Annotated in this window: 16 protein-coding genes; 11 read left to right on the plus strand and 5 right to left on the minus strand. The window is 68.1% G+C overall.

Annotated elements, in window-relative coordinates; genetic code table 11:
- Positions 1-73 precede the first annotated feature (73 nt).
- The 5 genes from ACFC0O_RS35695 to ACFC0O_RS35715 all read left to right on the plus strand — a co-directional run bounded on the left by ACFC0O_RS35695 (position 74) and on the right by ACFC0O_RS35715 (position 6,268).
- Positions 74-1,663 (plus strand): ABC transporter substrate-binding protein, encoded by a 1,590-nt coding sequence (locus tag ACFC0O_RS35695; protein ID WP_375965944.1) that lies wholly within the window; start codon positions 74-76, stop codon positions 1,661-1,663.
- A complete protein-coding gene (locus tag ACFC0O_RS35700; protein ID WP_364639441.1) occupies positions 1,660-2,619 on the plus strand; it encodes an ABC transporter permease in 960 nt (319 codons plus the stop codon). Before ACFC0O_RS35695 ends, ACFC0O_RS35700 begins: the two co-directional genes overlap by 4 nt.
- A complete protein-coding gene (locus ACFC0O_RS35705) occupies positions 2,616-3,530 on the plus strand; it encodes an ABC transporter permease (RefSeq protein WP_375965947.1) in 915 nt (304 codons plus the stop codon). Before ACFC0O_RS35700 ends, ACFC0O_RS35705 begins: the two co-directional genes overlap by 4 nt.
- Positions 3,527-5,332, plus strand: coding sequence for a dipeptide ABC transporter ATP-binding protein (locus ACFC0O_RS35710; RefSeq protein ID WP_375965950.1), 1,806 nt, complete (start codon positions 3,527-3,529; stop codon positions 5,330-5,332). The genes ACFC0O_RS35705 and ACFC0O_RS35710 overlap by 4 nt, the downstream gene beginning before the upstream one ends.
- Before the next feature lie 153 nt (positions 5,333-5,485).
- Entirely contained in the window at positions 5,486-6,268 is a 783-nt protein-coding gene (locus ACFC0O_RS35715; protein WP_375965953.1) for a helix-turn-helix domain-containing protein, read from the plus strand.
- Positions 6,269-6,279: 11 nt separating this feature from the next.
- Here the strand turns inward: ACFC0O_RS35715 and ACFC0O_RS35720 are convergent, their stop codons facing one another.
- Positions 6,280-8,028 (minus strand): NTP transferase domain-containing protein, encoded by a 1,749-nt coding sequence (locus tag ACFC0O_RS35720; RefSeq protein ID WP_375965955.1) that lies wholly within the window; start codon positions 8,026-8,028, stop codon positions 6,280-6,282.
- 350 nt (positions 8,029-8,378) lie between these two features.
- Between ACFC0O_RS35720 and ACFC0O_RS35725 the strand changes: the two genes are divergently transcribed.
- Positions 8,379-9,209, plus strand: coding sequence for a helix-turn-helix transcriptional regulator (locus ACFC0O_RS35725; protein WP_364639426.1), 831 nt, complete (start codon positions 8,379-8,381; stop codon positions 9,207-9,209).
- A 12-nt stretch (positions 9,210-9,221) separates the two neighbouring features.
- Here ACFC0O_RS35725 and ACFC0O_RS35730 read toward each other — a convergent pair whose 3' ends face one another.
- A complete protein-coding gene (locus ACFC0O_RS35730; protein ID WP_375965958.1) occupies positions 9,222-10,103 on the minus strand; it encodes an alpha/beta fold hydrolase in 882 nt (293 codons plus the stop codon).
- A gap of 221 nt (positions 10,104-10,324) precedes the next feature.
- Between ACFC0O_RS35730 and ACFC0O_RS35735 the strand changes: the two genes are divergently transcribed.
- Together ACFC0O_RS35735 and ACFC0O_RS35740 are read left to right on the plus strand one after the other, a co-directional pair.
- On the plus strand, positions 10,325-10,744 hold the full coding sequence (locus ACFC0O_RS35735) for a hypothetical protein (protein WP_375965960.1): 420 nt from the start codon (positions 10,325-10,327) through the stop codon (positions 10,742-10,744).
- A gap of 64 nt (positions 10,745-10,808) precedes the next feature.
- Positions 10,809-11,087, plus strand: coding sequence for a WhiB family transcriptional regulator (locus ACFC0O_RS35740; RefSeq protein WP_375966477.1), 279 nt, complete (start codon positions 10,809-10,811; stop codon positions 11,085-11,087).
- On the opposite strand, the gene ACFC0O_RS35745 is transcribed toward ACFC0O_RS35740, so the two are convergent.
- From ACFC0O_RS35745 to ACFC0O_RS35755, 3 genes are all read right to left on the minus strand, one after another.
- A complete protein-coding gene (locus ACFC0O_RS35745; protein WP_364639417.1) occupies positions 11,084-11,824 on the minus strand; it encodes a VOC family protein in 741 nt (246 codons plus the stop codon). The genes ACFC0O_RS35740 and ACFC0O_RS35745 overlap by 4 nt on opposite strands.
- A 79-nt stretch (positions 11,825-11,903) precedes the next feature.
- Complete coding sequence (locus ACFC0O_RS35750) at positions 11,904-12,209, minus strand: MGMT family protein (RefSeq protein ID WP_364639414.1); 306 nt, start codon at positions 12,207-12,209, stop codon at positions 11,904-11,906.
- Between the two features lie 22 nt (positions 12,210-12,231).
- Positions 12,232-13,008: an alpha/beta fold hydrolase gene (locus tag ACFC0O_RS35755; protein WP_375965964.1), complete on the minus strand. Its 777-nt coding sequence runs from the start codon at positions 13,006-13,008 to the stop codon at positions 12,232-12,234.
- A 139-nt stretch (positions 13,009-13,147) separates the two neighbouring features.
- On the opposite strand from ACFC0O_RS35755, the gene ACFC0O_RS35760 reads away from it, so the two are divergent.
- The 3 genes from ACFC0O_RS35760 to ACFC0O_RS35770 all read left to right on the plus strand — a co-directional run bounded on the left by ACFC0O_RS35760 (position 13,148) and on the right by ACFC0O_RS35770 (position 21,714).
- The gene (locus ACFC0O_RS35760) at positions 13,148-16,798 is read left to right on the plus strand and encodes an ATP-dependent helicase (protein WP_375966479.1); all 3,651 of its coding nucleotides are present in this window, start codon (positions 13,148-13,150) and stop codon (positions 16,796-16,798) included.
- A gap of 2 nt (positions 16,799-16,800) precedes the next feature.
- On the plus strand, positions 16,801-20,556 hold the full coding sequence (locus ACFC0O_RS35765; protein ID WP_375966481.1) for an ATP-dependent helicase: 3,756 nt from the start codon (positions 16,801-16,803) through the stop codon (positions 20,554-20,556).
- Positions 20,557-20,679: 123 nt separating this feature from the next.
- Positions 20,680-21,714 carry a potassium channel family protein gene (locus ACFC0O_RS35770; RefSeq protein ID WP_375965966.1) on the plus strand — a complete coding sequence of 345 codons (1,035 nt, stop codon included), beginning with the start codon at positions 20,680-20,682 and terminating at the stop codon, positions 21,712-21,714.
- The last annotated feature ends 7 nt before the right edge of the window (positions 21,715-21,721 follow it).

A 21,721-nucleotide genomic window follows, 5' to 3' on the forward strand; every position in this document is an offset into this window, starting at 1 on the left:
AAAAAGTCCCCACGGGTGCGTCCACAGCACCCCGGCCGCCGTCCGCGCGGCCACAAATCTCGAGGATTTCCCCATGAATTCGTCCCCCGGCGGACTGGATCGTCGTCGTTTCCTGCGCAATTCCGGCGTTGCCGCACTCGCCATCTTCGGCGGCGGCGCACTGGCCGCCTGCACCTCGGCGGTGAACCAGAGCAAGGGTGGCGGGGACGACAATGCCCAGCCGGTCAAGGGCGGCACCCTGAAGTACGGCGTGCTCGCGGATCTGGTGCCCGCGAATATCCTCACCAATACCGGTACCACGCCGTACGTGGTGGGCCTGGTCTTCGAAACCCTGGTGCGCTACCCGCACGACAAGCTGGAACCGCAACCGCTGCTGGCCGAGAAATGGACCCTCGCGCCGGACGGCCAGTCCATCACCCTGGATCTGCGCAAGGATGTGAAATTCCATTCCGGCCGCGCCTTCACCGCGAAGGATGTCGAGTTCTCGCTGCGCACCTACGCGGATCCGAAATGGTCCGCGCAGCTCAAGAGCACCGCCGCCGCCATCACCGGATACGACATCGTCGATCCGAACCGCATCAAGCTGACCTTCTCGCAGCCGCTGGGCAATATCTTCGATCTGCTCGATACCGCGCCCATTCTGGACAGCGAGTCCATCGATCAGCTGGGCACCGGCGATAAGATCGTCGGCACCGGACCGTTCAAGTTCGTGCAGCGAATCCCCAACCAGCAGTTGGTATTCGAGAAGAACGCGGACTACCGGGTGCCGGACCGGCCGTACCTGGACCGGGTGGAATTCGCCATCATCTCCGATAACCAGGCGCAGTTGAACGCGCTCAAGTCCGGTCAGATCCACTTCGCGGACGGCATCACCTACCGCGACAACGAGAACCTCGCCAAGACGGACGGCTACCGCGTCATCAACTACGAGGGCGCCGAACTCCAGATGTACGTCGGTGCGAACGTGCAGGATCCGGCCCTCGCCGATCCGAAACTGCGCCAGGCCATCGCGTACGCCATCGACCGCGACCGGGTCATCGCCGAGGTGTTCCGCGGCTCCGGCTATGCCACCAATCTGCCGTGGCCCAAGTCCTCTCCCGCCTTCGACGACGCCCGCAACACCCGGTTCAAGCGCGATGTGTCCAAGGCCAAGCAGGTGCTCTCCGGGGTGCCCAAACCGCCGAAGCTGCCGCTGGCCTACAGCGCCGGTTACGCCACCCACGAGGCGACCGCGCAGATCGTGCAGGCCAACCTCGCCGAGATCGGTATCGAAACCGAGCTGGTGCCAACGGAATACGCCACCTTCGTGAAACAGCTGATCGGCGCGCAGTTCCCAGGTCTGTGGATCACCGACCATTCCTGGGCGCAGTTCGTACCGTCCACGCTGACGGTCAGCGCCTACCCGTTCAATGCCCGCAAGAACGCCTCGCACTACGAATCGCCCGCCTATGTCGCCGCGGCCGACAATGCCTGGAAGCTGCCGCAGGGCACCGGACCCGACGCGGTGCGCGCCTACCAGGCGCTGAGCGATCAGCTGCTGGACGGCCTGTTCCTGATCGAGATCGGCGTTCGCCTCGCCCAGGGTTCCACCACCCGCAAACTGCACAATGTCGGCTGGACCAAGCGCCGCGAACTGGATCTGCGGGAGACGTTCCTGTCATGATCGCGTATCTGCTGCGCCGGGTGCCCTCGGCCGTGGCGGTGTTGTTCGGCGCGTCCGTGCTGATCTTCCTGCTGCTGCGGCTGGTGCCCGGCGATCCGGCCCAGACCCTGGCCGGGCCGGACGCCACCCCCGACACCATCGCGAGCATCCGGCATCAGCTGGGGCTGGACCGGTCCATTCCGGCGCAATACCTGAGCTGGCTGCACGGGGTGTTCACCGGTGATCTGGGCCGGTCGTACATCATCGGCGGCCAGATCTCCGATCTGGTCGGGCGCGGTCTCACCAATACCCTTGTGCTGACCGCGTTCTCGCTGTTCCTGGCGATCACGGTCAGCCTGGTGGTGAGCGTGTCCGCGGTGCTGTTCGACCGGCGTTGGCTCAATGCCGTTGTGGCGGCGATCAATACGGTCGCGGTCGCGGTGCCGGTGTTCGTGACCGGAGTGCTGCTCGTGCTGGTCTTCGCCATCGCCATTCCGATCCTGCCCGCCGGTGGCATTCCGCCGGACGGGTTCATCGCCAAACCCGATATCGCCGTGCAGTATTTGCTGCTGCCCTCGATCTGCCTGTCGCTGCCGGTGATCGCGGCGCTGACCCGATTCCTCACCGAATCGCTGCGCACCGAACTGCGCAAGCCGTACGTGCTCACCGCACGCGCACTGGGGATTTCGCATCGGCGGATCGTCACCCGCGGCGCGCTGCGCAACGCCCTGCCGACGCTGCTGACCGTGCTCGGCATCCAGACCGGGCAGCTGCTCGGCGGTGCGGTGCTGGTGGAAGCCGCCTTCGCCTGGCCGGGTATCGGGCAATTGATCGAACAGGGCATCAACCGCCGCGACTATCCGGTGGTGCAGGCACTGCTGCTGTTCTCGGTGGGAGTATTCGTGATCATCCAGCTGACCACCGATGTGGTGCACGCCTATCTCGATCCGCGCATTCGCATCGGAGGCCGGGCATGAGCGACCTCGCACTCGCCGAATCGGTGGACAGCACCGGGAATCCGGTGGAAAGCGCCGAGGCGCTGGTCGAAAACGCGGAGCGCGAACCGAATTCGGTCCGGCCGAGCTGGCAGGCGCTGCGCCGAGGACAGGGATTGGCGGGTGTCCTGCTGGTCGCGATCATCGCCCTCGCGGGCCTGGCCGCCGGACTGCTCACGAAATACGATCCGCTACAGCAGATTCCGGGCGCGAACCTGCTCGGGCCCAGCGCCGACCACTGGCTCGGCACCGACAATGTCAATCGCGATGTCTTCACGCGCGTGCTCTACGGCATTCGCATCGACCTGTTCATCGCCCTGGTGGCGGTGCCCGCCGGTGCGCTGCTCGGCGCGCTGACCGGACTGCTGGCCAGCGTCAACACCATTGCCGATGTGATCACCCAGCGCATCTTCGATCTGATCCTGGCGTTCCCGGCGCTCATCTTCGCCATCGCGCTGTCCGCCATCACCGGACCGGGGGTGCAGGCGGTGATCGTGGTCATCATCGCCGCCGAGGTCCCCATCTTCGGCAGGCAGATTCGCACCGCCATCCTGGCCGTGCGCGAACAGCCCTTCGTGGAGGCCGCCGAGGTCATCGGCGCGGGCACCTGGTGGACACTGCGGAAACACGTGCTGCCCAATGTGATCGAACCGCTCTCGGTGCAGCTGGCGCTGTCCATGTCGCTCGCGGTCTTCGTCGAAGGGGCCATGAGCTTCATCGGCATCGGCGTGCGACCGCCGGATCCCTCACTGGGATCACTCATTTCCGAATCCATCGCCAATCTGGACGCCAACCCGGCCTTCGCCATCGGACCGCTTTTGGTGGTGTCCGGTCTGACCCTCGGATTCCTATTGATCGCCCAGGCCCTGGGCCGCGCCCGGAGGATCGGATGAGCGAGCACGAGACAGCGCCCGAGGCGCTGCTGGATATTCGGGACCTGGTGGTGCGCTTCGGCACTCGCACCGTGGTCGACGGGGTGCGGGTGCGGGTCGGCCGCGGCGAGACGGTGGCGTTGGTCGGCGAATCCGGATCCGGGAAATCGCTCACCGCGCGCGCCGTGCTCGGCCTGCTGCCCGAGGGCGCGCACGCCGAAGGCTCGATTCGCCTGGGCGACACCGAGATCATCGGCACCCCCGACGCCGAACTGCGCGCCCTGCGCGGCACCCGCGCCGCCATGGTGTTCCAGGAACCGCAGACCGCGCTCAACCCGGTGCAGAAGATCGGCACCCAGATCGCCCAGGCGCTGCGCGCGCACCGGTCGATCGGCAAGGCGGAGGCCAGAACCCGCGCCATCGAACTGCTCGGCCTGGTCGACATTCCGGAGCCGGACAAGCGGGTGGACTGGTATCCGCATCAGCTCTCCGGCGGGCAGAAGCAGCGCGTGGTCATCGCGCTGGCGCTGTCCGGCGAACCCGATCTGCTCATCGCCGATGAGCCGACCACCGCCCTGGACGTCACCGTGCAGGCCGAAATCCTGGACCTGCTCCGGGAACTGCAAGCCCGCACCGGCACCGCCATCCTGTTCATCACGCACAACCTCGGCGTGGTGGCGGCCATCGCGGACCGCGTGGTGGTGATGCGCGCTGGCCAGGTCGTCGAAACCCGGCCCGTGCGCGAGCTTTTCACCGATCCGGAGCACGAGTACACGCGAACACTGCTGGACGCCGTCCCGGTGCTCCCCGGAACGCATCCCGCGCCGCGCGATACGACTCCGGTCACCGAAGCGGTCGCCGTGGTACCCGACGGCATCTCGTCACTTCCCACGTCCTCGGCGGCGAGCGCCGGACAATCCGGCCGATCCGTCACCTCGGCACCTGTCGAAACGCCGGAAGAGGAACCGGTGCTGCGCCTTTCGCATGTCTCGGTGGTGTATCGCCGCCAGCGCAAGGAATTCCGCGCGCTTCAGGATGTCTCGCTAACGGTGGCGCCGCGCGAGGTGATCGGGCTGGTCGGTGAATCCGGTTCCGGTAAGAGCACTCTCGGCCGCACCGCGCTCGGACTGGTACCGCCCGCCGGCGGCGAGGTGGTGTTGCAGGGCGTACGGCTGAACGGCCTGGGCAAACGCGATCTGCGCGGCCTGCGCAAGAACGTGGCCCTGGTGCATCAGGATGTCACCGCCTCCCTGGATCCCCGTCGCACACTGGAGGATTCCATCGGCGAACCGCTGCTGGTGCATCGCGCCGCCTCCGGTGCGCTGCTGCGCGCCAAGGTGGGCGATCTGCTGGAATCGGTCCGGCTGCCCCGCGATTACGCCTCTCGCCGTCCCGCCGAACTCTCCGGCGGCCAGCGCCAGCGCGTCGCACTGGCCCGGGCACTCGCGCTCGCGCCCCGGCTGCTGGTGGCGGACGAACCCACCAGCGCCCTGGATGTTTCGGTCCAGGCGCAGGTGCTGGACTTGTTCACCGATCTGCGCGAAGAATACGGATTCGCCTGCCTGTTCATCAGCCACGATCTCGCGGTGATCAACCAGATCGCCGATCGCGTGGTCGTGCTGAAACAGGGCGCTGTGGTCGAAACCGGGCCGGTGGCAGATGTTTTCGGCAGCCCCGAGGCCGATTACACCCGCCGCCTGCTGGCGGCCGTTCCCGCACCCGATCCGGACCGGGCGCGGCGCTCGGCACACGGTGCCGTCGAGTTCGACGGGCCGAGCGCCGGCTCCGCCCCCGAGCAGCCGCGGCTGGCGCTGGGGGCATGAGCCGAATTCCCATCAGGATCACCGACATATACAAACAGGGATAGTCGCGCGTACCTGTAATTCGCCCGATTCATGCGAGCATCCACCGAAGGGGGCAACCCGGCGGCATCCCGAACGGGATGCCGTGCGCCGGGCGAGCTGAAGGGAGCTGCGGTGGTCGCCGATGCGCCATGCGGACATGAATCTCGGGAGCTGGAGGCGCCCACTTTCGGAAATCTGCTGCGGCGATTACGCGACGGCCGCGGACTTTCCCGCGAACGCCTGGCGTTCAACGCGGGCGTAAGCGCCAGCTACATAACGCATCTGGAGAAGGGCGAGCGCGGTAACCCAACCCGCGAGGTTGTGGAAGCGCTTACTCGCTATCTGGATCGACTGGAACCACTCGGTGCGGCCGACCATCGTCAACTGAGTGAGCTGGCAGGGCTGGGAGCGGGCGATCTGCCCACCGTGGAGCAATTGTGCGGCGCCATCACCGAGAATATGCGCCGGGTACTGGATCTGCATCGCCCCAACCTGGCCGCCTATATCGATGTCCGGGCGAATGTGCTTGCCTGGAACGACAGCTGGGATGACGCCTTCCCCGGGTTGACCGAGGACGGCAATATGCTCCGCTGGTTGTTCGGCAATGATCTGGCGACCCGCGTACTGGTGAATTGGGAAGCCGATGTGCGACAGGTGGTCCGGTGGTTGCGCGGATTGATCGGCCGCTCCGGCGATACCGCCGGATTCACCGATCTGCTGCAGGAACTCGGCGAATTCCCGAAATTCCGGCACGCCTGGAGCGAGGGCGGCGTGGCCTTCGCGCCCCATGTCTGGACCCTGCACCTGCGCAACCCCGTAACCGGCCTCCGCCGCAAGATCTATGCCCAGACCGGCCGCATAGACACCGGTGCCTACCCCGGCCAGCTCATGGCCATCCTCGGCCTCAGCAGCTGAGATCCGCTGTGTCAGCGGGGGAGTGGGATGAACTCCACCGGTGCGTTGTCCGCCGCCTCGGCGGGGACGATGACCAGGCCGTCGCGGTCCAGCAGTCCGGCCAGGTGGGCGGTGCGGATGCCCGGATCGCCTATCCAGCCGCCGGTGGGGTCGGCGCGGGCGGGGACGATTCGCGGTGCGGGGCCGGAGATTTCGGCGGCATTGGCCAGTGGGCCGATCAGCGGGCGCGCGGGGAGCGCGCCCGTGAGACCCTCGACGACCGCGTGGATGAGCGCCAAGAGCGTCGCCACGGCGGCGTACGGGTTACCCGGGAGGCCGAGAACGACTGGGCCGGAGGCCAGTTGGGCCGCGACGGTGGAGCCGCCGGGCCGCAGGCGCAGGCGGCTGAGCAGTACCCGGGATCGAGCGCGATCCAGGGCGGCGCGGAGTTGATCGGCCGCGCCGCCGCCGGTGGCTCCGACGATCACCAGCAGATCGCAATCATCGGCGGCCGCGAACACCTCGTCGAAGGCGTTCGCGGTGTCCCGCAGGTGCACCCGGTCCACGGTGTCGATGCCGTACCAGGTGAGCAGATCGGGCAGGATGGGGCCGAGGGAGTCGCGGGTCTGCCCGGTGTGCAGCGGGCCCTCACTGCGAATCTCATCGCCCGTCATGACGATCCGCGCCCGCACCGGACCGCGCACCGCGAGCGTGCGCACCTCGGCACTGGCCGCCACCGAGATCAGCGCGGTATTCACCGGCGTACCCGCGGGCGCGAGCTCGGCCCCCGGCAGCCAGTCCTCGCCGCGCCGCCGCACATCATCGCGAATCGGACTGTCCGGCAGGCGATGTAGTCGACCGTCGGCTTCCACTCGCACGAATTCATCGCGCACCACGGTTCCGGTGCCGTCGGGCACATGCGCACCGGTGGCAATGCGCACCGCCTCGCCGGGCAGCAACCCCACCGGCCGCTGCCCGCCCGCGAATCCGATATCGCGGCGCAACTGCCACGGTCCGTCCCCGCTCACCGCGTACCCGTCCATGGCGCTGACATCGAAACGCGGCAGCGCCTCCACCGCGCGCAGCGGTTCGGCCAGCGCGGCCCCGCGCGCGGGCCGCACCGCCGACTGCCGCACCCGCAACCGGGATATGTTCCGGCGCAGCGTCTCCCGCGCCTCATCGAGGGATACCGGTACCGCCGACCGCCCCGCACCCGTGCGGGCCTCCCGCACATCGTCGGGCGTATCGCAGTCCTGCACCCCGGCCAGCGCCACCGTGGCGGTGTCGATCGGCACCAGCGCCTTCATCGGCCGATTCGCCAGGGAATCAAGACGATTCAGCGCCTCGGCGAGCGCGGTCCGCCGCCACACCCCGACCAGATACTGCGGTCGCCCCGATTCATCGGCCGCGAATACCGCGTCACTTCCGGATTCCCTTGCGTGCGCGAGTAGTTCGTCTACCGCACTGGATGTGAGAAATGGCATGTCCGCGGCGAGCACCACAATGTGCTCGGCGGGGAATTCGCAACCGTCGAGCATCGCCATTCCGGCGGCGATCGCGGCCACCGGACCGGCCCCGGCCGGGACCTCTTGGGCCTGTAGGATTTCCGGCCCCAACTCCGGCCGATGCGGTCCGACGACCACGATCCGGGTGCGGTCCGACACCGCGGAAAGCGCCGCATCCAGCATCGATCGGCCGCCGACCACAATGGCGGGCTTATCCACCCCGCCCATCCGGCTGGCTCGCCCACCGGCCAGCACAATCGCGTCGACGGTGGTCACGAGGCGTACGCGGACAGGCTGATGATCATGGTTGAAGATCGTAGTGGCTATCGCTCGGGCGGCCCCGGAAGTGGTGTCTCGACAGCAGTTTCCAAGGCTTGCTAAGCAATTGCTCCTGTGCGTCGAGTTGCACGTTGTGTCCCGACACATAGTAGAAATGATCATGTTTTGAACTTCTGAACAATCGCATATGGCAGTATCCGGAGCCAGAGCTGAGGGGGTCGAGGGAGATTCACCACAGTTCACAGCAGGCGTTACAGCGGGTCCCGCTGTCCGGAACCAGCGAGTACCGGATCGATGAAGGTTGGTTTGCTGAATGTTTGTGGAGAGGGAACGGCGTGGTGCTGGGCGTGAAACCGAATAGAGACTTCGAAGAGCTGAAACCGCCGACATTCGGCCTCCTGCTGCGCAAGCTGCGTGACACCCGGGGTGTATCCCGCGAAAGGCTCGCGTTCAACGCGGGCGTGAGCGCCAGCTACATCAGCCATTTGGAGAAGGGCGATCGCGGACATCCCACCCGCGAGGTGGTGGACGCCCTGGTCCGATATCTGGACCGAATAGACCCGCTGTCCGTGGTGGAACGCCGGCATCTGCTCGACCTGGCCGGACTCGGCGTCAGCGAATTCCCCTCGATACAGCAACTCCGCGCCGAAATCACCGATGACATGCGCCGCGCGCTCGATCTGCACGAGCCCAATCTCGCCGCCTACATCGACACCCGCTGGAATGTGCTGGCCTGCAACACGAGTTACGCACGCGCGTTTCCCGGTCTCGAAGAAGACGTCAATATCCTGCGCTGGTATCTCAGCAACGACAAGGCTCGCGAAGTCATGCTCGAATGGGAGGAAGAAGTCCGGGTCACCGTGCATTGGCTGCGCGGTCTCATTGCCAGCTCCGGCGATACCGCCTGGTCGGCGGACTTTCTGGCCGAACTGGGCCGCTTCGGACTGTTCCGCGAAATATGGGATGAGGGTATTGCCGCGTACGGGCGGCCGAATTCGATCATGCATCTCGCGGACGATGTCACCGGCCGCTGTCGCGCCATCGACGTGCAGTTGTTCAGCGTCTTCTCCGCGGCCTATCCCACTCAGATCCAGATCTTCCTCGGCATTCCCACCTGGTGCGCGGATACCGGCGTCCAGCTCGACTCCGGTCATCCGCATCTCACCCGGGACGAATAGCGCCCGGCGGATTCAGCGCGCTATATGAATTCCGGCCGCCGCGCGCCCGGGCAACCATGGGTGCGCGAGGGCCTGCGCGAGCATGTTCCCGCGCCGTGCGGTTGCCCGCCGCACCAGGCGAATCAGCAAGGGTGTCAACACTTCCGGATGCGTCCACGCCGCGCCGTGCCCGGCGCCCGGAATGGTCACCACGCCATCCGCGCCGACCAGCCCGGCCGCCATCGTGGCGCAATCGCGCGCGGTGCTGACCTCATCCCGGCTGCCCCGGACCACCAGGGCGGGCGCAGCGATCTCGGATAGCCGGTGCAGTAGCGAACGCCGCTCCAGCAGGCAGCGCACCGCGGGCAGCACGGCCTGCCGATCACAGCTGTACCAGCGGCTGGTCCAGGCCCGCCATAATCGCGGATCGGTACCGCCGATCAGCTGCGGGGCCAATTCCGCGACCAGCGGCGCCATCGGCTCGGGGCTCGCCCAGCGCTCGAAAAACGCGCGCTGACAATCGAGTTCGGCGGCCGTGCAGGCGTCGGCCCCGGTGGCGATCAGCGCCAGCGCGCGCACCCGCTCGGGCGCCAGCAACGCCAGCCGCAGCGCGGTATACCCGCCCTGACCCATCCCCCCGATTACCGCTTTTTCTATCCCCAATTCATCCAGCACCGACAAGGTGTCCGCGGCCATATCCCAGTAGGTGAACTGTTCGCCGCCGGGTGTCTGTGTACGTCCGTGACAACGCGCATCGATTGTCACCAGATTGATTCCGGCAGCTGCCAGAGGTTCGCGCACGGGTTCGAACATGGATTCGTCCATCAGAAATCCATGGCTGAGAACGAGTGTCGGTCCGGGAATATCGCTGCTCACGAAATGCACCGTGGCAGCACCTGATCGCACATAAGGCATGGTCAGACCGTAAAGGCTGGAACAGTCCGCGCCCTAATGTTTGCCCGTGCAGTGCCAGACCCCCTTCGGTGCTGTTCCCGACGGGTACCCACACTGGTCAGTGTCAGTACTGCTAGGGGTTTGCCCCAGATGCCCGCAAAACTGGACAACAAGACCTTTCGGCCTTTTAAATCAGCGCGTGACGCTTTTGGGACAGGCGTCAATTCGATAGGGAGGAAATAATGTTCGACGTCACCGCTTCCGCTCGCCGCGACTTCCGGATCGATCATGGAGCCGCACTGCGAGATTCACTCGAGGGATTGCTGTTGCACGACGGTGTCGGACTGGATGCGCGTATGCGGCATGCCATTGCGGCGGTCGTGCATCTCGCGGTCGACGCACCGCTGGGCGTACCGGAGGACGCCGAGGAATTTCTCGGCCGACTCGATTCCTCATGGCTCTTCGCCGCCTGGAACGACTCCGATACCGAATTGTCACTGCTCAATACGCTCGCGCTCGGTGAGGTGCCCGCGCTGTCCTGGTGCGAACTCATGTTCACCACCGCGCTCGCGCCGTGGTCCGACGCACCCGCCGCGGTGCACGCCCGCCGGGTATTCCACTGCGGGGAACAGGCTCGATTGGCCGCCGTCGCGGGCGAGTAGCGGCCTGCGGGCCCGAACGCGAATTTCTGCCGACACTGTCAATGAAGAGGTGAACGACGTGCGAATGCTTTTCACCAATTTCGACGCGATGTTCGAAAACATCACTCGTAAAAACGAATTCGAACCGGAATCCTGGCATCAGCAGGCGCTGTGCACACAGACCGATCCGGAAGCCTTCTTTCCGGACAAGGGCGGGTCCACCCGCGAGGCCAAGCGCATCTGCGGTTCGTGCGAGGTGCGGCGGCAATGCCTGGACTACGCCCTCGCCCATGATCAGCGTTTCGGTATCTGGGGCGGACTCTCACCGCGCGAGCGCCGCCGCTACGAACGCGGGGCGGCCTAGCCCGAAGCTGCTTGCAGCAGACAGAATTCGTTCGTTTCCGGATCGGCCAGCACCAGTGCCGGCGCATTGGCCGACGGGGTATCCGGAGTGATCGGCAGGGCGCCCGCGGCGCGCAGGCGCGCGGCTTCTTCCACGGGGTCATCGCTGGGGAAAGCGATGAGATCCAGATGCAGCCGACTGCATTCGCCCAGCGCCTCGGGCGTGCGTAGGAACTCCAGCCAGGGTCCCTGCCCGGTGGCCGAACGGATTCCGGCATAGCGGGCACTGTCATGGGTGACGGGCCAGCCCGACGCCTTCGACCAGAATTCCGCCAGCCGCAACGGATTCTCGGTATCCATCACGATCGCCGCCACCGCACCGGTGTCCACATAGTGCTCGCGCGGCTCCAGTACGCAGAACTCATTGCCCTCGGGATCGGCGAGCACCGCCCACGGCACCGTGCCCTGTCCGATATCGAGCCGCCGCGCGCCCAGCGATAGCGCTCGATCCACCTGCACCCGTTGATGATCCAGCGATCTACTGGACAGATCCAGGTGCATGCGATTCTTCGCCGACTTGGACTGGCGGGCAGGTAGGAAGGTCAGCGCCACATCCAGCCCATCCGGGTCGGAGGCGGCCACATCGACCTCGCCGGGGCGGTCCACCAGCACCTCCCAACCCAGCAGTTCGGCCCAGAAGCGGGCTACGCTCCTGGGCTCGATCGCATCGAACACCACGCATGCCAGACGGGTGGACATATTTCAACGGTAACCGCGGCCGGGAACCGCGTATCAGGTTTGGCCGAACCCGGTAGGTGTGTTGTGGCCGGTCGGCAGATCAGTCCGGCGTGTCGAAGTGGTGCCGGGCGCGCCGCAGATCCACCCGGTCATCGAGCACCGGACAGCCCTCCGCAGCCAGCTCGCGCAATTGTTTATGCGCCAAATGTGGTGCGGGCGTGCCATTCGCTCGCAGCACCCGATGCCACGGCAGATCCGCCGAATCGGTCCGCATGATCCAGCCGACCGTGCGCGGTGTGGAAAGCCCCGCCGCGGCCGCGATATCGCCGTAGGTGGACACCCGGCCGGGCGGAATGGCGGCCACCAGGGCGCGCACGCGCTCGATCTCGGCATCGGTGGTGGCCATGAACTCTCCCTCGGTGGATTGGTCAGAGCAGTGCGCGCACCAGCGCGGCGGTCTCGGCCGGACGGGCTTGCGCGACCATATGATCGCAGTCGAATTCGAGCAGGGTCAGCCGCTCGCCCAGGCGCTCGGCCAGCGCGGCCCGGAACGCCGGGGTCACGAACGGCGGATCGACCTTCATCGCGCGCACCACCGTGGTCGGCAATCCCGCGGGCGGCAGCGCGAATTCGCGGGCCAGCTGACCCCAGTACGCGATGATCGCGGGCATACTCACCCGCCAACCCACCCGCCCGTCCGCGGTGGGCACCAGATGCTCGGCCAGCTCCGCCTCCAGGATCGCCGGATCCACCTCGGCCCAGGCGGTCTCCAACTTGTCGAAGCGGGCATCGTCGACGTTCGCGTAATCCGGGTGCTCCAGCATGGAATTCGCGATCCGCAGCATGAAATCCGGATCGAGTCCGATCGCCGGATCCAGCAGCACCAGCGCCCGCACCAGCTCCGGACGTGCGTGCGCCAGATGCACCGCCACCGCCGCGCCGAACGAATGCCCGAGCACCACCACGGGTTGGCTCGTCTCCCGCCGCAGCAGCGTGACCAGGTCCGCGGTGATCGTTTCGAAATCCCACGGCGGCACGCCGGGCGACCTCCCATGTCCCCGCAGATCCGGCGCAATAATCCGCACATCGGGCAACTGCTGCTCGGCCAGGGCCTGCCAGCGCCTGCCATGCCCGGTCAGACCGTGGAGCGCGAGCACCACCGGACCGGTCGAAGGACCGAAACAATGCACATGAAGATCGGACATCCGCCCATTCTGCTGGCCGTCGCGCGCCCGATTCCAGCCGAGTCCGCCCCGAACCGCACCCGCCCGGCTGTGACCGGCGGCACGGCCAACACATGGCAAACGGAACATGTCGGGCCGGTCTGTTGAAATAGCCGACGTGATGCGATCGGATAGCTCGGTGCAACTGGTGCGCCGGGCCGAGGCAGTCTCCCACCCCCGGGAGTGGGACGCCGCCCTCCGGCCGCTGTTCGAGGACAGCAGTATCGACCCCGGCTGGGCGCCCTGGCAGGTTTTGGGCGGGCCGGGCACGGGCAAGACCGCACTGCTGGTCGATATCGCCGCGGAACGCATTCTGGCCGGGGCCGATCCGGAGTCGGTGCTGCTGCTCACGTACACCAAACGCGCGGCCACCGCGGTGCGCAATGCGATCACTGCCCGAATTGTCGAGGCCGATCCATTGCTGGGTGGCGTACCAGGAGCCACACGCGGCCCACTGGTGCGCACCCTGCACTCCTATGCCTTCGGCCTGCTTCGCACCGTCTCGGCCGCCGCCGGAAATCCGCCGCCACGCCTGCTCACCGGCTCCGAACAGGACATCGTCATTCGGGAGATGTTGCGCGGCGAACTCGCCGAGGATGCCCCGGACTGGCCCGAGCGACTGCATCCGGCACTGCCGACCGGAGGATTCGCCGAACAATTGCGGGACCTCATGCTGCGCGCTACCGAACGCGGCCTCGGACCCGAGGACCTCATCGCCCTCGGCCACACCCACCGGCACCCCGAATGGGTCGCCGCGGGCCGCTTCTACGAACGCTACGAACAGATCATGCTGCTGCGCTGGTCCGTCGGCATGGACGTCCCCGAAGCCAGCGCCCCTGCTCTGGACGCCGCCGAACTCATCGGCGCCGCCCTGGACGCCCTGCTCATCGACGCCGACCTGCTCGCGGCCGAACGCGCCCGCCTGCACACCATCCTCGTCGACGACACCCAGCACCTCGATCCGCTTGCCGCCCAACTCATTCGCCTCCTCGGCGCGGGCACCGCCACCACCGTCCTGGCCGCCGACCCGGACCAGGCCGTGTTCACCTTCCGCGGTGCGGACCCCCGCTTCGCCACCGACCCCGGCGCCCCCGCCGACCGCCGAATCACCTTGCGCCCCAACCACAGATCCGGCACCGCCCTGCAAGAGTTGGCCGCTCGCATCACCTCCCGCCTCCCCGGCACCGGCCGCCACCGCACCCCACCCGCCTCCCTACTGCGCCGCTCCGGCGGCACCGATTTCATCGGCGACCTCACCCCGGATCCGGTCGCCCCGGGCCGAGCCGACGAGAATGCCCGGGGCGATGCGCCTTACGGCGGCGGTGAAGCGCGGGATTCTCGCGTGGACGATCGGGGCGAACCCTTGGACGGCCGCGAGAGTGTCGCGGCGGTGTTCGAGGGTGAGGTGCGGGTACAGGTGCTCACCACTCCGGCGAAGGAGGCCGCGCTGATCGCCGATCATCTGCGGCGCGCGCACCTCACGCACGGCGTGCCGTGGTCGAATATGGCGGTTGTAGTCCGTTCTGTCCCATTGTCATTGGCTCCGCTGCGGCGGGCACTGCTGGCGGCCGGAGTGCCGGTGCGCCAACCCCCGGCGGATGTTCCATTGGCTCGCCGCAGGGGAGCGGCGTGGGCCATGTTGGCGCTCCGCGCGGTCACCGCGGGTGATCCCACGCGACTGCGCCACCCGCGGCCCATCGCGTTCACGGCTGACGATGCCCTGGATCTGCTCGCCGGTCCGCTCGGCGGTGCGGATCAGATCAGCCTGCGCCGCCTGCGGCGTGGTATCCGGCGAACGGTGCTCGAACTTGGCTATCCCGAGCGCGACCGGGAGGTTCGCGAGAGTGAGCTCGATGAGCCCATCCGGCGCGAAAGTGATGCGGCCGAAGCGGATTCGAGTGTCGCGGCATCCGGCTCGGCACCGGGTGGCGAGATCCCGGCGGCAAATCGTTCGGCGGCAGGCGAAGCCGATGTCGATCCCGAGGTGGCGGATCGCTATGCGGATTTGGATCGGTCGTCGGCGGAGATTCTGCGGGATCTGTTGGTGGGGGCCGGGAATCAGGTGCTGCTGAGCAAGCTCACCAAGGTCGAGGCCGCGCCGTTGGAGCGGGTGCTCAAGGCGCTCGGGCGGGCGCGCAAGGTGCGGCGCGAGGGCGGCGGGCTCGAAGATGTGCTGTGGGGCCTGTGGACCGCCTCCACGCTGGAGCGGCGGTGGGTCGGGCAGTCCGAGCGCGGGGGAGCGGTCGGCATGCAGGCCGATCGCGATCTGGACGCGGTGGTCGGGCTGTTCGAGGCGGCCGCCGCCTATGTGGACCGGCTGCCGCGCGCAACCATCGAGGGATTCGTGGAATACCTGGAGCAGCAGGAGATTCCGCAGGACAACGCGCCGCATACCGATCCCGGTGCGGCCGTTACGATTTGCAGTGCGCACTCGGCCGCCGGGCGTGAGTGGGACACCGTTGTGGTCGCCGCGGTGCAGGAGGGGATCTGGCCGAATCTGCGACCGCGCGGCACCCTGCTCGGGGTCGAGGAAATGGTCGATGTGCTTGCCGGAGTGGGGGATTCGGGCGAGAAGGTGAGCCGCGCCGCCCCGCTGCTCGCCGAGGAGCGCCGCCTGCTGCTGGTCGCGTGCAGCCGGGCGCGCCGCTCTCTACTGGTGACCGCGGTCGAATCCGTCACCGGCGATCAGGATCTGGTGCCGTCGCGATTCCTGGCCGAACTCGACGCCGAGGGCGCGGACGGACAGCCCGGCCGCATCCCGCCCGCCGTGGACCCGGGCCGCGCCCTGGCCATGCACACCCTCATCGCCGAATTGCGCGGGGCCGCATGCGATCCCGAGACCACCCCGGAACGCCGCACCCGCGCCGCCCGCCAACTCGCCCGCCTGGCCCGCGCGGGAGTCCGCGGCGCGCACCCCGACGACTGGTACGGCACCGCCGAACTCTCCTCCGACTCCCCGCTCTGGGACAGCGAGGACGGTTCGGTCGCCCTCTCACCCTCCACCGTCGAACAGCTCAAGACCTGCCCGCTGCGCTGGGCGCTGGAACGGCACGGCGGCAGCGACGGCGATAACCCGCACGCCCTCAAGGGCAATCTCGTGCACACCCTGGTGCAGGCGCTCGCCGGTCAGGTCACCGAGGCGCAGGTCAAGATGGCACTGGTCAAGGCGTGGAAGAAGATCGACCCCACCGCCCGCGACGGTGAGAACTGGTATTCGCGCGCCGAACTGCGCCGCACCGAGACCATGGTCGACACCTTCCTGAACTGGCTGCGCAATACCCGCGACGAGCTCACCAATATCGGTGTCGAAGTGCCCATCGACTGCATCCTGCCCTCGCGCGCCCCGGGCGAACTGCCCGTGCGCATCAGCGGCCGCATGGACCGCCTGGAACGAGATGCCCAGGGCCGCTTCGTGATTGTCGATGTGAAGACCGGTAAGACGCCCATCACCAAACAGGCCGCCGAGGAACACGCCCAGCTCGCCACCTACCAGGTGGCGGCCGCCGCCGGAGCCCTCGGCGACGGCGAACCCGGCGGCGCGCGCCTGGTGTACGTGGCCAAGCCCAGCGCCCGCGACGGCGCGGCCACCGAACGCCAGCAGCCCGCCCTCGACGGCGGCGGTATCGACGAATGGCGCGGCGTCATCCACGACGCGGCCGCCGCCTCCACCGGACCCAGCTACCTCGCCATGCGCAATGACGGCTGCCGCCACTGCAAGGTCGCGGGCAGCTGCCCGGTACAGGACACCGGCCGCCAAGTGACCGACGAGTGAGCATCACCCCCCGGCAACTCGCCGACGCCCTCGGCCTGCCGCCGCCCACCGACGAACAGGCCGCGGTCATCGCCGCCGAACCGGGGCCGACGCTGGTGGTCGCGGGTGCGGGCGCGGGCAAAACCGAGACCATGGCCGCCCGCGTGGTGTGGATGGTCGCCAATGGCCTGGTCGAACCGGAACAGGTGCTGGGCCTGACCTTCACCCGAAAAGCCGCCCAGCAGTTGACAACTCGCATCCGCACCCGCCTCGCCCGCCTGGCGGGCGCGCCCCTGCTGCGCGATATCGACCCCACCGGACGCCTGCGCGCCCTGCTCACCGGCTCCGAACCGGAGATCAGCACCTACCACTCCTACGCGGGCCGCCTGCTCACCGAGTACGGCCTGCTGCTCCCCGTCGAACCCACCGCCACCCTGCTCACCCAAACCCAGCTCTGGCAGCTCGCCTACCGCGTCGTATCCACCTGGGACGGCGATCTGGACACCGACCGCAGCCCCGTCTCGGTCACCGAGGCGGTCCTGGCCCTGTCCGGCCAGCTCGCCGAACACCTGGTCGAACCACGCCAATTGGCCGCCGCCCACAAGGAATTGGACCAACTCGTCCACACCCTCCCCGCCGGACCCCGGCAAAAGGGCGGCCCCAAGAAGACCCTGCTCGACCTGCTGGAAACCCAGCACGAACGAGTCTCCCTGCTCCCCTTGGTGGAACGCCTCGCCGATGAACTCCGCCGCCGCGGCGCGCTGGACTTCGGCGCTCAAATGTCCCTCGCCGCGAAGCTCGCCGCCCTCCACCCCGAAGTCAGCACCGCCGAACGCACCCGCTTCCGCCTGGTCCTGCTCGACGAATACCAGGACACGGGGCATTCGCAGCGCATCCTGCTCTCGGCACTCTTCGGTGGGGTGCACACCGCAACGACCGAAGATCCTGAGGACCCCTCCCGTCATCCCGGCGCGCCGTTGGCCGGGATCCACACGGCGGCTGTGGATCCCGGCCAAAAGCATGCCGGGATGACGGAAGGGCAGCCACCTGTGACGGCGGGAACGCAGCCGCTGGCGGTGACGGCGGTGGGTGATCCGATGCAGTCCATTTATGGGTGGCGCGGGGCGTCGGCGGCGAATCTGCCGCGGTTCGCGACCGACTTTCCCCGTGCGCCAGGGGTTCCCGCACCGGTGCTGCCGCTGCTGACCAGTTGGCGGAATCCGCCGGAGGCACTGGATCTGGCGAATCTGGTGGCTGATCCGCTGCGGCTCAAGGCGGCCGAGGGCGGGGGAGTGACCGTCGACGCGCTGCGGCCGCGACCGGACGCGACGGCCGGGCTGGTGGCGCTGGCGTTGGCGGAAGATGTTGCGCAGGAACGGGAGTGGGTGGCGCAGCGGATCAAGGCGGAGTGGGAGGCGGCCGCCGACGCGGGCGGTGAGCCGCCCACCTCGGCGGTGCTGGTGCGGCGCAATGCCGATGCCGCGCCGTTGGCGGAGGCGCTGCGAGAGCAGGGGCTGCCGGTGGAGATCGTCGGGCTGGGCGGGCTGCTGCACACCCCGGAGGTCGCGGATATCGTTGCGACACTGCGGCTTATCGCCGATCCCTCGGCGGGTAGCGCGGCGGTGCGCATTTTGACGGGTGCGCGCTGGCGCATCGGCGTGGCGGATATCGCGGCGCTGTCGAAGCGGGCGCGGGAGCTGTCGATTCGGCGACCGGGCGGGCAGTCCGCCGAAATCGCCGATACCGCCGCGCTGGACGACGCCCTGCGCGAAGTGGCCCCGGAACCCGCCGAACGCGCGGGACTCGGTGACGCCATCGCGGATCCCGGTGATTCGGAACAGTATTCGGTGCAGGGCTTCGCCCGGATTCTGGAACTCGGCCGCGAACTGGGCGCACTGCGCGAGCGTTCCGGGCAGCCGCTGCCCGAATTGGTCGCCGATGTCGAACGCACCATCGGCGTCGGCGTGGAGACCCAGGCCCGTCGCGCCGTGGCCGCCGCCGGACGCGAGCATCTCGACGCGTTCGCCGATGTGGTGGCCGGATATGCCGCCGACTATCGCTCCTCGCTGTCCGGTCTGCTCGACTTCTTCGCCGCCGCCGCGGAGGTCGAAAACGGTTTGGAGCCGGGCGAAGTGGAGGTCGCGCACGATCGCGTACAGGTGCTCACCGTGCACGCCGCCAAGGGCCTGGAATGGGAGGTGGTGGCGGTCCCGCACGTGGTGGACGGCACCTTCCCGTCCGGTACCGGCACCACCACCTGGATGGGCGCGCTCGCCGAACTCCCCACCCAACTGCGCGGTGATCGCGTACAGGAGGACGCGGGTGACGGTGTGCCCGTACTGGATCTGTCCGACCTCTACGATCGCGCGGATCTGGAACGCGCCCTCGAATCGCATAAGAAGGCCCTGGCCCGCCGCCGCCTCGACGAGGACCGCCGCCTCTTCTACGTCGCGCTCACCCGCACCGAGCGCGCCCTGTTCGTCTCCGCGCACTGGTGGGCTGAGACCGGCTCGAAACCCAAGGGCCCCAGCGATTTCCTGCTCGAACTGCAGCAGGCCAGTGAAGTCCCCGGCTCCCCCCTCAATCGCGGCGTCCGCATCGATCGCTGGGACGATCCGCCCCTGCCCGATACCGTAAACCCCTTCACCGACAACCCGCTCTCGGCGACCTGGCCGCGCGACCCCCTCGGTTCCCGCCGCGAGTTCGTGGAAGAGGGTGCGGCACTGGTCAAATCGGCCCTGACCGCGCTCGCCGTCGAATCCCAGCCGGAGCAGATCGAATTCGACTTCGGCTTCGGAGACGAAGCCGAGACCGACCCCGCCGACGGCGAATCCGGCAGCGACGCAACCGATCCGGATGACCTCGACGATGACCCCGAAGGCTGGGCCACCGACGTCGACGCCCTCATCGCCGAACATCTCGCCGCCGAACAGGCCGTCCGCGAAGTGGAACTGCCCGGCCAGCTCGCCGCCACCTCCCTGGTCGACCTGCGCGCCGATCCGGCGAAACTCGCCGCCCGCCTGCGCCGCCCGCTCCCGTATCCGCCGAGCCCGTTCACCCGCCGCGGTACCGCCTTCCACGCCTGGCTGCAACGCTGGTTCGGCGGCGCCCGCCTGCTCGCCTTCGACGAACTCCCCGGCGCGGCGGACACTTCCGATACCGATGCCGATCTGGTCCGTCTCCAGGAAGCCTTCCTCGCCTCGGATTGGGCCGACCGCAACCCGGTCGAGGTCGAGGTCTCCTTCGAAACCTCCATAGCGGGCACCGTGATTCGCGGCCGCATGGACGCCGTCTTCCGCCGCCCCGACGGCGCCTGGGTCATCGTCGACTGGAAGACCGGCGGCGAACCCGCTGCCGCCGAGGAGGATTCGGTCGCCATCCAGCTCGCCGTCTACCGCCTGGCCTGGGCCCGCCTGGAGGCCGCCCGCACCGGCGCTCCCGAAGCCGACATCCTCGCCAACACCTATGCCGCCTTCCACTACGTCCGCACCGTCCGCACCATCGCCCCCGAACACCTCGCGGGCCCCGAGGAACTCGCCCACCTCATCACCGCCGCCGCCCCGCTGCGCCTGACCGCGACCCCGGATCCCGCCGACGCGGCACCCGGGAATCGCGGCGATGCGGCGGAGCCGCCCCCGGAGATCGATGTCGATTCGCTTCGGTGGACACCGGATTCGCATCCCGCGGCCGGCGACTCGGCCCCGCCCGACTTCGACCCGCCCCCCGATTTCGAGCCCCCGCCCGATCCGGAATCGCTGCCCCCGGACCCGATTCGGTAGTGGCGACGCGCCTGCGGCCCATGCCGCAATGTGGGCGGCCGCCGGGTACGCTCCGGTCCGTGCCGCAGCAAGACGTCCCCGAAATGGCTGGTGATTCTCGTGTTCGGTGAATCCTCACGGGGTTTGGCCCGGCTCACGGACCGGCCGGACTTCGCCCTGGTCGGCATTCTGCGGATCCCGACCGGACAGGACAGTCCCTGGCAGGCGCTCTCGCGCAGGCTCGGCATGGCCGTGCTGTTGCTCGCGCTCGCTACGGCGGTGGTGTACATCGGCCGCGACGGCTATCACGACAACGCGCGTGAAGAGATGTCGCTGCTCGATTCCGCCTACTACGCGACGGTTTCGCTCTCCACCACCGGCTACGGCGACATCACACCGGTCACCCCGACCGCGCGGCTGATCAATATTCTCGTGGTCACCCCGCTGCGGATCCTCTTTCTCATCGTCTTGGTCGGCACCACCCTCGCCGTGCTCACCGAACGATCCCGGCAGGCTTTCAAGATCCAGCGATGGAGGCACACCGTGCGCAATCACACCGTGGTCGTCGGCTACGGCACCAAGGGCCGCACCGCGGTCGACGCCATGCTCGCCGACGGCGCGCAACCCGCCGACATCGTGGTGGTGGACACCGATTCGCAGGTGCTCGAGGCCGCCGCCAATGCCGGTCTGGTGACGGTGCACGGTTCGGCCACCCGATCCGATGTGCTGCGCCTGGCGGGTGTCGCGCACGCCGCCGCCATCGTGGTCGCCGCCAATCGCGATGACACCGCCGTGCTTGTCACCCTGACCGCCCGCGAGATCAACCCCAAGGCGCGCATCTCGGCCGCCGTCCGCGAGGCCGAGAACACCCATCTGCTGCGCCAATCCGGCGCGGATTCGGTGGTCGTGTCCTCCGAGACCGCGGGCCGCCTGCTCGGCATCGCCACCACCACCCCCACCGTCGTGGAGATGATCGAGGACCTGCTCACCCCCGAGGCCGGTTTCGCCATCTCCGAACGCGATGTGGAACCCGAGGAAGTCGGCGGATCCCCCCGCCACCTGCGCGATATCGTGCTCGGCGTGGTCCGTGCGGGCGTCCTCATCCGGGTCGGCGATCCCGAAACCGACGCGCTGGAAAAGGAAGACAAACTCCTCTACCTCCGCCGCGTGGCGGGCTGACCACCGC

The organism is Nocardia sp. NPDC056100, assembly GCF_042266325.1.
In the GTDB taxonomy this organism is placed as follows: Bacteria; Actinomycetota; Actinomycetes; order Mycobacteriales; family Mycobacteriaceae; genus Nocardia.

Coding starts and splice junctions, on each gene's coding strand:
- ACFC0O_RS35730 (WP_375965958.1), bottom strand. CDS start 10,103: ATGCCTTATGTGCGATCAGGTGCTGCCACGGTGCATTTCGTGAGCAGC.
- ACFC0O_RS35695 (WP_375965944.1), top strand. CDS start 74: ATGAATTCGTCCCCCGGCGGACTGGATCGTCGTCGTTTCCTGCGCAAT.
- ACFC0O_RS35735 (WP_375965960.1), top strand. CDS start 10,325: ATGTTCGACGTCACCGCTTCCGCTCGCCGCGACTTCCGGATCGATCAT.
- ACFC0O_RS35740 (WP_375966477.1), top strand. CDS start 10,809: ATGCTTTTCACCAATTTCGACGCGATGTTCGAAAACATCACTCGTAAA.
- ACFC0O_RS35760 (WP_375966479.1), top strand. CDS start 13,148: ATGCGATCGGATAGCTCGGTGCAACTGGTGCGCCGGGCCGAGGCAGTC.
- ACFC0O_RS35710 (WP_375965950.1), top strand. CDS start 3,527: ATGAGCGAGCACGAGACAGCGCCCGAGGCGCTGCTGGATATTCGGGAC.
- ACFC0O_RS35700 (WP_364639441.1), top strand. CDS start 1,660: ATGATCGCGTATCTGCTGCGCCGGGTGCCCTCGGCCGTGGCGGTGTTG.
- ACFC0O_RS35755 (WP_375965964.1), bottom strand. CDS start 13,008: ATGTCCGATCTTCATGTGCATTGTTTCGGTCCTTCGACCGGTCCGGTG.
- ACFC0O_RS35705 (WP_375965947.1), top strand. CDS start 2,616: ATGAGCGACCTCGCACTCGCCGAATCGGTGGACAGCACCGGGAATCCG.
- ACFC0O_RS35745 (WP_364639417.1), bottom strand. CDS start 11,824: ATGTCCACCCGTCTGGCATGCGTGGTGTTCGATGCGATCGAGCCCAGG.
- ACFC0O_RS35750 (WP_364639414.1), bottom strand. CDS start 12,209: ATGGCCACCACCGATGCCGAGATCGAGCGCGTGCGCGCCCTGGTGGCC.